The following is a 14,732-nucleotide window of genomic DNA, read 5'->3' on the forward strand; positions in this document are numbered from 1 at the left end:
CTGCAACCCGGCGTCGGCAGGCGACTGCACTGCCGACTGGACGATCGCCGCGACTTCCGGATCTACGTCAACGAAACCGAGTGCCGGCGAGTACGCGGCGATCAGCCCGCGCACGTCGCGCCGCACCGCCTCGCGGTACGCGCTGATCGGCGGCGCGAGCCCGGTCGGGTCGCGGTGGTCCGGCAGCGCGAGAACGTCCAGCAGCAGCGCCGTGTCGTCCACGCAGCGCGCCATCGGCCCGGCGTGCGCGAGCGGGCCGAACGGGCTCGCCGGGAACAGCGGGATGCGGCCGTGGGTCGGTTTCATGCCGACGATCCCGCAGAACGACGCGGGAATCCGCACCGAACCGCCGCCGTCGGTGCCGACGGACAGCTCGCCCATCGCCGCCGCGACCGCGGCCGCGCTGCCGCCGCTGGATCCGCCCGCCGTCATCCGCGGGTTCACCGGATTGCGCGTGATGCCCGCGAGCGCGCTGTCGGTGACGCCCTTCCAGGCGATCTCCGGCGTGGTCGTCTTGCCGAGCACGACCAGGCCCGCCTCGCGCATCCGCGCCATCACCGGGCTGTCGACCTCCCACGGCTGGTCGGCCGGGATGCTCGTAGAACCGCGCAGCGTCGGCCAGCCCTGGGTGAGGAAGATGTCCTTGATGGACGCCGGAACGCCGTCGAGCGCGCCGATCGGATTCCCGTCGCGCCAGCGGGCCTCGGCCGCTTTCGCCTGGTCGAGCGCGCGATCCGCGTCGACGAGGCAATAGGCGTTGATCTCGCGGTCGCGGTCCTCGATGTTCTGCAGGGCGCTCTTCGTCGCCTCGACCGGCGACAGTTCGCCGGTGGCGTAGGCGGCGACGAGTTCACTGGCAGTCAATTCCCGGTCGCCCATCCGGCGCCTCCCTGCGATTCGGACGGCACGTAGCCGAGCCGTTTGTCCACGACGTTCCAGAGCGGCTCCCCGCCGACCCAGCGCCGGAAGTTCCCCGCGAAGACCTCGACCAGGGTCCGCCGCCAGCCGATGAAGTCGCCCGACATGTGCGGGGACAACAGGACGTCCGGCATGGTCCACAGTGGACTCTCGGCGGGCAGCGGCTCGGTTTCGAAGACGTCGAGCGCGGCCCCGGCGATCTCCCCCGACTGCAGCGCCGCGACCAGATCGGACGTGACCACCAGTTCGCCGCGGCCCACATTCACGAACCGCGCGGACGGTTTCATCGCGGCGAACGCGGAGGCGTCGAACATGCCCTTGGTCTGGTCGGTGAGCGGCGCGACCGCGACGACGTAGTCGAACTCGGGCAAATACCGCGTCAGTTCGGCGGATTCGCGCACGACGCCGAAATCCGGATCCCCGACGCGGGCTCGCCGGCCCGCCCCGGACACGCGCATTCCGGCCGCGCGCAGCATCCGCGCGATGGCCCGTCCGATCGGTCCGGTGCCGACCACCAGCACCTCCCGCCCGGCGATCCGCTCGGTCTCGCGGTGCTTCCACGTGCCGGCGCGCTGCAGGTCGAGCGAGCGCGCGAAGTCCTTGGCGAACGACAGCACGACGCCGAGCACGTACTCCGCGATGGCGTCGTCGAACACCCCGCGCGAGTTCGTGAGCACGACGTCGCTGTCGCGCAGCCCCGGGAACAGCACCGGATCGACACCGGCGCTCGCGATGTGCAGCCACTTCAACCGGTCCGCGGCGGGCCACGCACCGGGGACGGCTCCGGAGAGGAAATCGTAGACAAAAAGCGCATCGGCTCCGGCAAGCGCACCGGCGAGCCCGCGCTCGTCGGTGTAACGAACTACCGCCGCGTCTTCGATAGCGGCCATGTCCGGTGGTTGGTCTGCGCCGCAGAGCACTGCCAGCACGGGGGTTTCCGGGGCGGTCACGATTGACACGGTAAAAGTGGCTCGTATGATTGTCAACAATCCGAGGACCACCCCCGGAGCACCGGACGGGCATCCGCACAGGCGTATTCCGGAGGCTGAACCTTGGATCTGGACTCTCTCGCGTTCGAGGGCCCGCTAGCCCAGCGCGGCATCGGCGTGATCGCGCCGTTCGACCTCGCGCTCGAGCGCGAACTGTGGCGCTGGGTGCCGATGGAGGTGTCGCTGCATCTCGCCCGCACTCCGTACGAACCGGTCCCGGTGAGCATGGAGATGGCGCAGCTGGTGAGCGACAGCCGACACCTCGCCACGGCCACGCGCGACGTGCTGCACGTCGAGCCCGAGGTGGTCGCGTACCTGTGCACCTCCGGCAGCTTCGTGAACGGCATCGACTACGAACGCTCCCTCACCAAGGCGATCTGCGACGCGGGCGCGCCGGACGCGGTCACCACCTCCGGCGCTCTCGTCGAGGTGCTGCACCAGCTCGACCTGCACCGGGTTTCGGTGCTCACGCCGTACGACGCCGACCTCACCGGAAAACTCCACGACTTCCTCGCCGAGGTCGGCGTGGACACTGTGTCCAGCGATCACCTCGGGCTGGGCGGCGGCATCTGGAAGGTCAGCTACCGCACCATCGCCGAGCGCATCCTGGCCGCGGACCACCGCGAGGCCGAGGCGATCTTCGTCAGCTGCACCAACCTCCCCACGTTCGACCTGATCGAACCGCTGGAGAAGGCGCTCGGCAAACCCGTGCTGACCGCCAACCAGCTGACCATGTGGGCCTGCCTGCGCCGGATGCGGCTGCCCATCGTGGGACCCGGCCAGTGGCTGCGGGAGGTGTCTTGACCCCTCCCGCTAATATTGTCGACAATTTGCGCATCCCGGAGGTTTCGTGACCACGATCGGCTTCATCTACCCCGACCACGCGGCCGAGGACGACTACCCGCTCGCGGAACAGCTTCTCGGCGGCTCCGAAGGCGACATCGGCTTGCCGGTCGCGCACATCTACGGCACCGACCTGCACGCCGTGCCGGAACTGCTCGACCTCGGCAGCGAAGCCCGGCTCGCCGAAGGCGCCCGGCTGCTCGCGAAGCACCAGCCGGAAGCCGTCGTGTGGGCTTGCACGTCCGGCAGCTTCGTGTACGGCTGGGACGGCGCGCGCAACCAGGCCGACCAGCTCGCTGCGGTTGCCGGGGTCCCGGCGTCGAGCACGTCGTTCGCCTTCGTGCACGCGGCGAAAGCCCTTGGCGTGCAACGAGTCGCGGTAGCCGCGAGCTACCCCGACGACGTCGCGCGACTGTTCGTGGACTTCCTCGCCGCCGGAGGTGTCGAGGTGCTCTCGATGTCGAGCGCCGACATCGACACCGCCGCCGAAGTCGGCCAGCTCGCCCCCGAGGCTGTGGTCGACCTGGCGGTAAGCCACGACCACCCGGACGCCGACGCGGTCTTGGTGCCCGACACCGCGATGCGCACGCTCGGCGAGATCACCGCGATCGAGGAGAAACTCGGCAAGCCGGTGCTGACCGCCAACCAGGTGACCATCTGGGAAGGTCTGCGCCTGACCGGCTCGACCCGGCTGGTGCGTTCGCTGGGCGCGTTGTTCCGGACGAGGGGCTGACCCGTGGTCGCACTGCCTGACATAGAACCGGTGAGCCGGGAATCGACCGCCGCCGTGATCGCGCGCCAACTGCGCGACGCCATCATGACCGGCGCGCTTCCGCCGGGCACCCAGCTCGGCGAGACCGACCTGGCCGCCCGCTTCCAGGTCTCGCGAGGCCCGCTGCGCGAGGCAATGCAGCACCTCGTGTCCGAGGGCCTGCTGCGCAGCGAACGCCACCGGGGCCTGTTCGTGATCGACCTCGAACCGGCGGACGTGTTCGATATCTATCTCGCCCGCTCGGCGGTGGAAAGAGCCGCCCTTCTCTGTGCGTTCCGCGGCGACCGCGAGGCGGTGGCCACCACGCTGGAACAGAACGTGGCCGACATGGCTGCCGCCGCGAACGAACCGGCCGCGTTGTCCGAGGCGGACCTCCGGTTTCATGAGGCGCTGATCAATGCGTCCGGAAGCAAACGGCTGATGCGGATGGCCCGGACGTTGCTGATCGAGACGCGGATGTGCCTGACGTTGCTGCAGAACACGTATCAGGGCGTGGAGGATCGGCTGGAGGAGCACACGAGAATCATCGAAGCCCTGCGCTCGGACGACGAGGAGACGGCGCTGCATTTGCTGGACGCGCATATGGAGGACGCGATCAGCCGGTTGCTTCCGGGGCGGAGCTTGAAGGACGGTGTTGCGGCGGCTGGGTGACGGGGTGGCTTTTGGCCAGACGGTCGCTGCCGCCAGCTTTCGCGAGGCAATCACGATTGCGGTGTGGGCACCGCAACCAACCGCCCGGCCCGGGTCGCGCTGCCGAGTGAGCCAGGCGACTTCTCAACCGCCAGGCCGCCGAGCGGCGACACCCGCTTCCGCGCGGGCATGGCGATCGCGCTGCGGATCACCGCACTCAGCCACCCCTCCCAGGCAGCCCTCCGCCGTCTGCCGAGCGAGGCAGGCAGCTTGTCGGACTCGGCATCGCCGAGCAGCGACACCCGCTTCCGCGCGGGCATGGCGATCGCGCTGCGGATCACCGCACTCAGCCACCCCTCCCAGGCAGCCCTCCGCCGTCTGCCGAGCGAAGCAGGCAGCTTGTCGGACTCGGCATCGCCGAGCAGCGACACCCGCTTCCGCGCGGGCATGGCGATCGCGCTGCGGATCACCGCACTCAGCCACCCCTCCCAGGCAGCCCTCCGCCGTCTGCCGAGCGAGGCAGGCAGTTTGTCGGACTCGGCATCGCCGAGCAGCGATGCCAGCTTCCGCGCGGGCATCACGGTTGCACTGCGCAGCAACGCACTCAGTCACCCGGCCCGGATCGAGTTCCCGGCGCCTGCCAAGTAAGCCGGGCGGCAGCTTCTCGGCGCCTGGCGGAACGCACCGCCTGAACTCGCCCCGCACTGCCCGATCTCCGTACGGGCACCTGAAACCCGAGCCGCTTCCCGGTCTGGCCTAGGGCGGCTTGCTCTCCCCTCCACCTCGCCTCGCGTATTGCTCCCCCGGCGGCGGGAACCGCGCGGTGGTCCGCTTTTCGCGGGAGAACTGGCGCACCACCGGCAGGCCGAACGCCACCTGACCTGGTTCAGCGGCTTCACCCCCTACCGCATGCTCGGAATAAGAAGCGCCCTCCCAGAAGAGGACCTCTCTTTCTCCGGACTCGTCTCCTTCCGCGCCGATCCGTACGGCACTCACTTTGCTGCAGGCCACAAACCCAGAGCCGAAAGTGCCGCCGGTCAAAGTGAGCAGCAGCAACGGTATGGCTGAGCTGTCGTCGAGGTCGCCGTGGCTCGACACCGGCGCGATAGCAAGACCGCCGGTAAAGCGGGTGTCGAGTTCCAACCTCTCCACCGCGGTGAACAGAACCTCCACTTGCTTCTCATAGCTGCGCAACCACAACAGCTTGTGCCCGATGACATACCGGATCGGCACGAAATCGCCGTCAGCGAAGAAGGGAAGCCCGCCCATGGTCTCCACTATGCCAGGGACGACCGGCTGTGCTGCCGGTTCGAAAGCGACCCGGGCGATGCGACTCAGCTCGGCTGGGGCTCGAGCGTGATCCAGTACCGCCGCACCGGCCCGCGCTCGGTCTGGCGTACTTCCTCCAGCACGCCGCCCGCGCGTTCGATCGTCTTGGCGGACGCCAGGTTCTCCCCCGCGCACGCCAAGAGCACCCGAGACAAGCCCCGAGCCTCGGTCAGCATCTCGCGCAACGCCCAGGAAGCCAGACCGCGGCCACGCGCCGACGGGCGGATGCCGAAGCCGAGGTGTCCGGCCCACGACACGTACTCCGCCGGGCCGGAGCGCAGGGCGATTCCGCCGAGCACCTGCCCGTCCTCGACTAGCCAGCGGTACAGAGTGTGGTCCCGCGTCAAGGAATCCACCCAGGCGGCGAAGCCAGCGGGAGAATCGACGACATCCGACGCCGACAGACCGAAGCCGTCCTCGTGCAGCCCTGGACCCCATTCGGCGTGTGCTTCCAGCCACGAGCGATGCAGCCGGACGGTGGGGGCCAGAAGTTCGGGCATGATCCGATTCTACCGGGCCAAAGCGCGAAAAAGCCTGGCGCGGCAAGAAGAACTCAGGCATGCCGCACCCCCAGCACGGGCTGTCCGCCGAGGCCGGAGTTGTAGTGCGGCGACCACGGGAACCGGCCCGTTGGATCGGCGTATACCAGCTGCATGGCTTGGATTCCGGTGCCATAACAGCAAACCGCGAGATGCAAATGCGCCGCGGGGGTGCTGAGTTCGACGACTTCCAGCTTCGGCAGCCGGGGCAGCAGCCACTGTTCCCCGGGCACCGGCGGCCCGGTGTGCAGCGAATGTTCAGCTCCGGCGTTCAACACGTATGCCGATTCGTGCAACGACAATCCGGTGACTACCAGCTCCGGCAAGCCTTGCACGGTCAGGCCCGCGGTGTACGCCCAGGGCGGCCGGGAACCTGGCCCCAGCACGCCCTGGACGCACCATCCGTACTCCCTGATCCGGTCCAGCACCTCGATCAGGTACTGCTCCTCGGATCTTTCCGGCTCCTCGCACATCTGGCACATCGGCACCCTCCTCCCCTCGGGGACCCGTCGACCGGGTCAGGGAAGAGTGAACCTCGCGGCACCGACGAAAAATCAGCGGAGCGAATCGGCCACCGCGGCGCCGAGCGCGGTTGTGGTAGCGGTTCCGCCGAGGTCGGGGGTGAGCGTTTCGCCGGCGGTCAGCACCTCGTCGACCGAGGCTCGGATCGCTTGTGCGGCAACGGTTTCCCCGAGGTGGTCGAGCAGCATCGCCCCGGCGAGGATCTGGGCGACCGGGTTCGCGATGCCCTGTCCGGCGATGTCCGGAGCACTGCCGTGGACCGCCTCGAACATCGACGGAAAGTCACCTGATGGGTTGATGTTTCCGGACGGCGCCATGCCCAGTCCGCCGGTGATCGCGGCCGCGAGGTCGCTCAGGATGTCGCCGAACAGGTTCGACGCCACCACCACGTCGAGCCGGTCCGGGGCCTGCACCATCCGCGCGGCGAGAGCGTCCACATGGCACTGTTCCGCGCGGACGTCCGGATACTGCGCGGCGACCTCGGCGAAGATCTCGTCCCAGTACGGCATCGAGTGGATCAGCCCGTTGGACTTGGTCGCCGACGTGACGTGCTGCGAACGCGTGCGCGCGAGATCGAAGGCGTACCGGATGATCCGTTCCACTCCGACCCGCGTGAACACCGACTCCTGCAGCACGAACTCGTCCGGTCGCCCGGCGTTGTGCCGTCCGCCGATCTCCGAGTACTCGCCCTCGGAGTTCTCCCGGACGATCACCATTTCCAGCTCGTCGGCCTTCCGCCCGGCCAGCACCGAGGACGTCCCCGGCAGCAGCCGGACCGGCCGCAGGTTGACGTACTGCTGGAACGCCCGCCGCAAGGGAATCAGCAGACCCCACAAGGAAACGTGGTCAGCGACGCCCGGGAAGCCGACCGCGCCGAGCAGGATGCCGTCGAAGCCCGACAGCTGCGCGACCCCGTCCTCCGGCATCATCGCGCCGGTCTTCGCGTACCGCTCGCAGCTCCAGTCGAATTCGGTCCACTCCAACGAGAATCCGTACTTCGCCGCCGCCGCGTCGAGGACCCGGCGCGCTTCGATGGTGACGTCGACTCCGATCCCGTCGCCCGGGATGCTCGCGATCCGGTGTGTCACAGGCTCACCGCGATGTACTTGGTCTCCAGGAACTCGTCGATGCCGACCGTGCCGCCCTCGCGGCCGAGACCGGACTGCTTGACGCCGCCGAACGGAGCCGCCGGGTTGGACACGATCCCCTGGTTGAGACCGATCATCCCGGCCTCCAAGCGTTCCGACACCCGCAGCGCGCGCTTCAGGTCGCTGGTGAACAGGTAGGACACCAGGCCGAATTCGGTGTCGTTGGCCTTCTCGACCGCCTCGTCCTCGGTGTCGAACGGCGTGATCGGCGCGACCGGGCCGAAGATTTCCTCGCTGGCCAGCCGAGCGTCGACGGGCACGTCGGTGAGCACGGTGGCCGGGTAGAAGTGCCCCGGACCGTCGACTCGCGAGCCGCCGGTGAGCACCCGCGCACCCTTGTCCGTGGCGTCCTTGACCAGTTCGGTCACCTTCTTCACCGCGGCCTCGTCGATCAGCGGACCGACCACGACGCCGTCATCGGTGCCGCGCCCCATCGGCAGCGCCTGCATCCGCTCGGTGAGCCGACGCGAGAACTCCTCCGCGACGCCGCGCTGCACGTAAAAGCGGTTGGCCGCGGTGCACGCCTCGCCGATGTTGCGCATCTTTGCCTGCATCGCACCTTCGACCGCGGCGTCCAGGTCCGCGTCGTCGAACACGACGAACGGCGCGTTGCCGCCCAGCTCCATCGACGTGCGCAGCACCTTCTCCGCGCACTGCTCCAGCAGCTTGCGGCCAACTCCGGTCGAGCCGGTGAAGGACAGCTTGCGCGCGCGTCCGTCGCGGATCAGCGGCTCCATCACGCCGCCCGCGTCCTTGGTGGTGACGACGTTCAGCACACCCTCGGGCAGCCCTGCGTCAGCGAGGATCTGGGTAAGCGCGAGCATCGACAGCGGCGTCTGCGCGGCGGGCTTGATCACCATCGTGCAGCCCGCGGCGACGGCCGGGCCGATCTTGCGCGTGCCCATCGCCATCGGGAAGTTCCACGGCGTGATGAGCAGCGTCGGACCCACCGGCTGGCGCGTGATCAGGAACCGGCCCGAACCGTTCGGGGCCACCGCGTAGCCGCCGTCGATCCGCACCGCCTCCTCGGCGAACCAGCGGAAGAACTCGGCGGCGTAAGTGATTTCCCCGGCGGCCTCGGCCACCGGCTTGCCCATTTCGAGAGTCATCAGCAGCGCCAGTTCGTCCCGGCGTTCGATGAGCTTCTCGTACGCGCGGTGCAGGATCTCGCCGCGCTCCCGGGGCGCCACCGCCGCCCAATCGGCTTGGGCCGCAACCGCCGCGTCGAGCGCCGCGAGACCGTCTTCCGGCCCGGCGTCCGCGACCTGGCACAGCACCTCTCCAGTGGAGGGGTCCTGCACGTCGAAGGTCTTCCCGCTGCGCGCGGAGACCCACTTGCCGCCGATGAAGAGTTCCTTGCCGACCGCGCTCACGACGCCGTTCTCGGTGATCCCGCTCATCCAGCTCGCTCCTGTTCCTGTTGTCCCGAACTCATGCTATGGATATTGTCAACAATCGACAACCGTCTCCACCCGCTCCCAGGAGGGCGCCGCATGGCCCAGCTGTCCCCGCTGCTCAAGCAGGCAACGCCCGTCGTCGTCGACCACGGTGAAGGGGTTTACCTCTACGACGTGGACGGGAAACGTCATCTCGACTTCACCGCGGGCATCGGGGTGACCAGCACCGGCCACTGTCACCCGCGCGTGGTCGAAGCCGCGCGCGAGCAGATCGGCAAGCTCGTGCACGGCCAGTACACGACCGTCATGCACAAACCGCTGCTCGAACTGACCCGCAAGCTCGGCGAGGTGCTGCCGTCCGGGCTCGATTCGCTCTTCTACGCGAACTCCGGCAGCGAGGCCGTCGAGGCCGCGCTGCGGCTGGCGCGGCAGGCGACGAAGCGGCCGAACGTCATCGTGTTCCAGGGCGGTTTCCACGGCCGCACGGTCGCCGCGGCGACCATGACCACCTCCGGCACGCGGTTCAGCGCGGGTATCTCGCCGCTGATGTCCGGCGTGCACGTCGCGCCGTTCCCGTACGCCTACCACTACGGCTGGGACGAGGAAACGGCGACGAAGTTCGCCCTGCGCGAGCTGGACTACCTCTTCCGGACCGTCTCCGCGCCGAACGAAACGGCCGCGTTCTTCATCGAGCCGGTACTCGGCGAGGGCGGCTACGTCCCGGCCAACACCGAGTTCATGGCCGGGCTGCGCGAGCGCGCCGACCGGCACGGCATCCTGCTGGTGCTCGACGAGGTCCAGGCGGGCTTCGGCCGCACCGGCAAGTTCTGGGGCCACGACCACTTCGACGTCCACCCGGACGTCGTGCTGATCGCGAAGGGCCTCGCGAGCGGCTTCCCGCTGTCCGGTATCGCCGCTTCGGAAGAGCTGATGGCGAAGGCGTACCCCGGTTCGCAAGGCGGCACATACGGCGGCAACGCGGTGTCGTGCGCGGCAGCCATCGCGACGCTCGACGTCATTCAGGACGAAGGCTTGGTCGAGAACGCCGCGGAGCGTGGCCGTCAGCTTCTCGAAGGCGCGCGCGTCATCGCGGACAAGACACCGGCTATCGGCGACGTACGCGGTCTCGGGCTCCTCGTGGGCACTGAGTTCACTACTGCGGACGGCGAACCGGACACGGCCACCGCGCAGGCCGCGCAGCAGGCAGCCGCCAAGAGCGGACTGCTGTTGCTCACCTGTGGCGCGTACTCGAACGTCGTGCGCATGGTGCCGCCCCTGGTCGTCAACGCGGAACAGGTCGACGACGCGCTGCGCATCTGGGGCGAGGTCGTCACGTCGGTCACGGGGAGCTGAGGCATGGCGCGCTACATCACCATCAGCCTCGACAAGCGCGGCGTCACCTGCCGTGCCCGGCTGCTCGACGACGAAGCACCGCGCACCTGCAAGGCGGTGTGGGACGCGCTGCCGCAGAGCGGTTCTGCTTACCACGCGAAGTACGCGCGCAACGAGGTCTACACGCTCGTGCCGCCCTTCGCTGAGCCTAAGCCGGGCCGCGAGAATCCGACCATCACGCCGATTCCCGGCGACGTTGTCTACTTCGGATTCGAGGCATGGGAAATCGGCAATCCGGCGTACGGCTACGACGACGGCAGCGAGGCCCACAGCGACCAGGGTGCCACGGATCTCGCGATTTTCTACGGCCGCAACAACCTCCTGATCAACGGCGACGCGGGCTGGGTGCCCGGCAACGTGTTCGCGACGATCGAGGAGGGCCTGTCCGAGATGGCCGCGGCCGCGCAGGATCTGTGGCTGCGCGGCGTGGAGGGCGAGACGCTGTCGTTCGCCCGCGCTGACTGACTGTCGCTTCCGGCAAGAACCAGGGCCGGTTCCTCCACTGCGGAGGGACCGGCCCTTTTCGCTGCTCGTTCGGGCCAGATTGTTCCGCCAGAGTGAAGCCGGGTTAACCCTCCGCGATCATGAATGAGGCCTGGATTTCGCTGCCGGACAAGGGATCCGGCCCCGATGATCACCCGGCGGTGTGAACCTCGGCAACTCACCAATCGTGGCTTCGCGTTCACCGGTTCGAGGGGCGACGCCGCCCGGTTGCCGCAGTGCGCTTCTGCTACCCAGGGTGATCGGAGCGGGCTTCCGCTACGAACCGTGGCGAAGAGTCCACAGTGCACCCCCAGTGTCAAACCCGAAAGCCTTACATGTTTAACATGGGAAGATTCTCCGGCCGCCGATCCCTTGCCAGCACAGGGAAAACCGCGTTTTGACACCGCGAGCGGGCCGGTGGAAATCTGCGTTGGCTCCTCGCGAGAGCACCAAGGAAGAACAATCCGAACAAGGAGCCCCTCAATGCAGATGTTCACCCAGCACGTGCACCACGGCCACGACCTGATCTCGGGTCTGCTCGCGCACCTGGCGCACGTGCTCGGCTGGCTCGTCTGACCGGCACCGAGGATTAACCCAGGGGCCGGCCTGTTGGCGCGGGCCGGTCCCTGCTTGGGTTCTCCCTGGCCACGCTGCGGCGTGGCCTTTTTCGCGTCCGCTGCTCGTCGGCTAACGTGAAAACTATTCATGGCCAGCCCCGCGACAGAACGGCTAGGCTTCGGCCACGACGTACCGCGCGCGCACGAGGGAGTGGCATGAGCGAGATCGCAACACAGCTGGCAGGCGCCGTCGGAGCTGGGAACCTGCTGACCGGTGACGCGATTTCCGACGATTACGCGCACGACGAGGCGCTCAGCACGCCCGGCCAGAAACCGGCGTACGTCGCGAAGCCGGCGACTGCCGAAGAGGTCTCCGCGCTGCTGAAGATCGCCGCCGCCGAGGGCGTCCCGGTGACCGCGCGCGGGTCCGGCAGCGGGCTGTCCGCCGCGGCACGTCCGGTCGAAGGCGGGCTGGTCGTCTCGTTCGAGCGGATGAACTCGGTGCTCGAAATCGATACCGGCAACCACGTCGCCGTGGTCCAGCCGGGCGTCACGCTGGCCGAACTCGACGCGAAGACCGCCGAACACGGCCTCACCTACCCCGTCTATCCCGGCGAACTGAGCGCGAGCGTCGGCGGCACCGTCGGCACCAACGCCGGCGGGATGCGCGCGATCCGCTACGGCATCACCCGCGGCAACGTCTCGGGCCTGCAGGCGGTGCTCGCGACCGGCGAGATCGTCCGCACCGGCGGCCGGATGTCGAAGATTTCCAGCGGTTACGACCTCACTCAGCTGATCATCGGCTCGGAGGGCACCCTCGCGCTGGTGACCGAGGTGATCGTGAAGCTGCAGCCGCGACTGCCGCACGGCGCGACGGTGCTCGCCCCGTTCGACGACTTCGAGCAGGTGATGGCGGCGGTGCCGAAGATCGCCGCGAGCGGTCTCGCCCCGCAGATCCTCGAGTACATCGACAACATGACGATGGCCGCGATGGTCTACAACGACAAGCTCGAACTGGGCGTCCCGGCGGAAATCCGCGACCGGACCCAGGCATATCTGGCCGTGGCGCTGGAAAACCGGGTGGCCGACCGGCTCGGCGAGGACGTCGAGGCGCTCGGCGAACTGCTCACCGAACTCGGCGCGATCGACGCGTACGTGCTCGAAGGCGGAGCCGCCCGCAAGCTCATCGAAGCGCGGGAAAAAGCCTTCTGGAACGCCAAAGCCGCGGGCGCGGACGACGTGATCGACGTGGTGGTGCCGCGGACTGCGATGCCGCAGTTCCTGGCCAAAGCCCGCGAGCTGGCGATGGCGACCGGCGGCGGCGCGATCGGCTGCGGGCACGCCGGCGACGGCAACGTCCACCTGGCGATCTTCTGCAAGGACCCGGACACGCGCTCGCAACTGCTGACCGACATCTTCGGCTGCGCGTACGAACTCGGCGGCGCGATCTCCGGCGAGCACGGCCTCGGCCGCACCAAGACGAAGTACTACGCCAAGCTGGAAGACCCGGTGAAGCTCGATCTGCTGCGCCGGGTCAAGGACAGCTTCGACCCGGCCGGGATCCTGAACCCCGGCGTTCTGTTCGCTCGAACCGGAAAGTGAGCACAGTGAGCACGCTCAACGGCGCCCAGTCCCTGATCCGCACGCTCGTCGACAGCGGCGTCGACGTGTGCTTCTCCAACCCCGGCACGTCGGAGATGCATTTCGTCGCCGCGCTCGATTCGGTGCCGGAGATGCGCGGCGTGCTCGCGCTGTTCGAGGGCGTCGTGACCGGTGCCGCGGACGGGTACGCGCGGGTCGCCGGCAAGCCCGCCGCGACGCTGCTGCACCTCGGCCCGGGGCTGGGGAACGGCCTGGCGAACCTGCACAACGCGCGCCGCGCGCACACGCCGGTGGTCAACGTGATCGGCGACCACGCCACCTATCACAAGCAGTACGACGCTCCCCTGGAGTCGGACATCGACGCCATCGCGGGTTCGCTCGAAGGCTGGGTGCGCCGGTCCGGGCACACGAAGGACGTCGGCGCGGACGCCGCGGCGGCGGTCGCGGCGGCGCAGGACGCACCTGGCCGGGTCGCGACGCTGATCCTTCCCGCCGACGCGTCGTGGGGCGAGGGCGGCGAAACGTGCGAGCCGATTCCGCCGCGTGTGCCGCAGACGGTCGACGCGACGACCGTGCAGAAAATCGCGGACGTGCTTCGCAGCGGTGAGCCGGTGGCACTGCTGGTCGGCGGATCCGCTTGCCACGAAGCCGGTTTGCGCGCGACCAGCCGGATCGCCGCCGCGACCGGGGCGAAGGCACTCGCCGAAACCTTCCCGGCGCGGCTGGAGCGCGGTGCCGGGCTGCCGAACATCGAACGGCTGGGATATCTCGCCGAACAGGCCAAGTACCAGCTGGACGGGATCAAGCACCTGATCGTCGCGGGCACGCGGGCCCCGGTGTCGTTCTTCGCCTACCCCGGCATGCCGAGCGAGCTGACCCCGGAAGGCGCGGACGTCCACGTCCTCGCGACCGTCGGCCAAGACGTCGCGGCCGCGTTGGAAGCCGTCGCCGCTTTGGTCGCCGCGGACACCGAGCCGGTCCTGCAGGAGGCCGGACGGCCGGAGCTGCCGAGCGGTCCGCTCACCGTGCAGAACTGGGTCGACGTGATCGGCGCGCTGCTGCCGGAGAACGCGATCATCGTGGACGAGGCGAACACGTCCGGACTCATGCTCCCCGCCGCGACGGCGGGCGCGCCGCGGCACGACGTGCTGACCCTGACCGGCGGCGCGATCGGCTACGGCATGCCGGTGGCCGTCGGCGCGGCGATCGCGGCCCCGAAGCGGCCGGTGATCAACCTCGAATCCGACGGCAGCGCGATGTACACGATCTCCGCGCTGTGGACGCAAGCGCGCGAGAATCTCGACGTGACCACCGTGGTGCTCAACAACAACGCGTACGCGATCCTGCGGATGGAGCTGCAGCGCGTCGGCGCGTCCGGCGACGGACCGCGCGCGAAGGACCTGCTGGACATCGGCCGTCCGGACCTGGATTTCGTGAAAATCGCCGAGGGCATGGGCGTTCCGGCGACGCGGGCGACGACCGCGGAGGAGCTGGCCGACCAGTTCCGGCGTGCGGTGGCCGAGCCGGGGCCGCACCTGATCGACGCCGCTGTTCCGCCGCTGCTGTGATGCTCGTGAGTGGCAATCCCGGTTAGAACCGGGATTGCCACTC

Annotated in this window: 15 protein-coding genes; 8 read left to right on the forward strand and 7 right to left on the reverse strand. The window is 68.8% G+C overall.

Annotated elements, in window-relative coordinates; genetic code table 11:
* Positions 1–879: amidase family protein (locus tag D0D37_RS26505; RefSeq protein WP_244223683.1), on the reverse strand; the 879-nt coding region annotated here is incomplete at its 3' end.
* A complete protein-coding gene (locus D0D37_RS26510) occupies positions 861–1,808 on the reverse strand; it encodes a D-2-hydroxyacid dehydrogenase (protein WP_425266971.1) in 948 nt (315 codons plus the stop codon). The genes D0D37_RS26505 and D0D37_RS26510, both read right to left, overlap by 19 nt.
* 162 nt (positions 1,809–1,970) lie before the next feature.
* Between D0D37_RS26510 and D0D37_RS26515 the strand changes: the two genes are divergently transcribed.
* The 4 genes from D0D37_RS26515 (at position 1,971) to D0D37_RS26530 (ending at position 4,800) form a co-directional block, all read left to right on the forward strand.
* Entirely contained in the window at positions 1,971–2,711 is a 741-nt protein-coding gene (locus tag D0D37_RS26515) for a maleate cis-trans isomerase family protein (RefSeq protein ID WP_116203317.1), read from the forward strand.
* Positions 2,712–2,757: 46 nt separating this feature from the next.
* Positions 2,758–3,483 carry a maleate cis-trans isomerase family protein gene (locus tag D0D37_RS26520; RefSeq protein WP_116203318.1) on the forward strand — a complete coding sequence of 242 codons (726 nt, stop codon included), beginning with the start codon at positions 2,758–2,760 and terminating at the stop codon, positions 3,481–3,483.
* 3 nt (positions 3,484–3,486) lie between these two features.
* Positions 3,487–4,173, forward strand: a complete 687-nt coding sequence (locus D0D37_RS26525) for a GntR family transcriptional regulator (RefSeq protein ID WP_116203319.1) — start codon at positions 3,487–3,489, stop codon at positions 4,171–4,173.
* A 168-nt stretch (positions 4,174–4,341) separates the two neighbouring features.
* Positions 4,342–4,800: a hypothetical protein gene (locus D0D37_RS26530; protein WP_162834485.1), complete on the forward strand. Its 459-nt coding sequence runs from the start codon at positions 4,342–4,344 to the stop codon at positions 4,798–4,800.
* 108 nt (positions 4,801–4,908) lie between these two features.
* On the opposite strand, the gene D0D37_RS26535 is transcribed toward D0D37_RS26530, so the two are convergent.
* The 5 genes from D0D37_RS26535 to D0D37_RS26555 all read right to left on the reverse strand — a co-directional run bounded on the left by D0D37_RS26535 (position 4,909) and on the right by D0D37_RS26555 (position 9,090).
* Positions 4,909–5,421: a hypothetical protein gene (locus tag D0D37_RS26535; protein ID WP_116203321.1), complete on the reverse strand. Its 513-nt coding sequence runs from the start codon at positions 5,419–5,421 to the stop codon at positions 4,909–4,911.
* A gap of 65 nt (positions 5,422–5,486) precedes the next feature.
* Positions 5,487–5,981: a GNAT family N-acetyltransferase gene (locus D0D37_RS26540; RefSeq protein ID WP_116203322.1), complete on the reverse strand. Its 495-nt coding sequence runs from the start codon at positions 5,979–5,981 to the stop codon at positions 5,487–5,489.
* A 53-nt stretch (positions 5,982–6,034) separates the two neighbouring features.
* Positions 6,035–6,502, reverse strand: a complete 468-nt coding sequence (locus D0D37_RS26545; protein ID WP_116203323.1) for a DUF4262 domain-containing protein — start codon at positions 6,500–6,502, stop codon at positions 6,035–6,037.
* Between the two features lie 72 nt (positions 6,503–6,574).
* Complete coding sequence (locus tag D0D37_RS26550) at positions 6,575–7,630, reverse strand: tartrate dehydrogenase (protein ID WP_116203324.1); 1,056 nt, start codon at positions 7,628–7,630, stop codon at positions 6,575–6,577.
* On the reverse strand, positions 7,627–9,090 hold the full coding sequence (locus tag D0D37_RS26555; protein ID WP_116203325.1) for an NAD-dependent succinate-semialdehyde dehydrogenase: 1,464 nt from the start codon (positions 9,088–9,090) through the stop codon (positions 7,627–7,629). The genes D0D37_RS26550 and D0D37_RS26555 overlap by 4 nt, the downstream gene beginning before the upstream one ends.
* Before the next feature lie 93 nt (positions 9,091–9,183).
* On the opposite strand from D0D37_RS26555, the gene D0D37_RS26560 reads away from it, so the two are divergent.
* From D0D37_RS26560 to D0D37_RS26575, 4 genes are all read left to right on the forward strand, one after another.
* Positions 9,184–10,440, forward strand: coding sequence for an aspartate aminotransferase family protein (locus D0D37_RS26560; RefSeq protein WP_116203326.1), 1,257 nt, complete (start codon positions 9,184–9,186; stop codon positions 10,438–10,440).
* A 3-nt stretch (positions 10,441–10,443) separates the two neighbouring features.
* A complete protein-coding gene (locus D0D37_RS26565) occupies positions 10,444–10,944 on the forward strand; it encodes a DUF3830 family protein (RefSeq protein ID WP_067576183.1) in 501 nt (166 codons plus the stop codon).
* A gap of 791 nt (positions 10,945–11,735) precedes the next feature.
* A complete protein-coding gene (locus D0D37_RS26570) occupies positions 11,736–13,121 on the forward strand; it encodes an FAD-binding oxidoreductase (RefSeq protein ID WP_116203327.1) in 1,386 nt (461 codons plus the stop codon).
* A 5-nt stretch (positions 13,122–13,126) separates the two neighbouring features.
* A complete protein-coding gene (locus D0D37_RS26575; protein ID WP_116203328.1) occupies positions 13,127–14,689 on the forward strand; it encodes an acetolactate synthase large subunit in 1,563 nt (520 codons plus the stop codon).
* The last annotated feature ends 43 nt before the right edge of the window (positions 14,690–14,732 follow it).

Origin of the sequence: Amycolatopsis circi (genome assembly GCF_003385235.1) — a bacterium.
In the GTDB taxonomy this organism is placed as follows: domain Bacteria; phylum Actinomycetota; class Actinomycetes; order Mycobacteriales; family Pseudonocardiaceae; genus Amycolatopsis; species Amycolatopsis circi.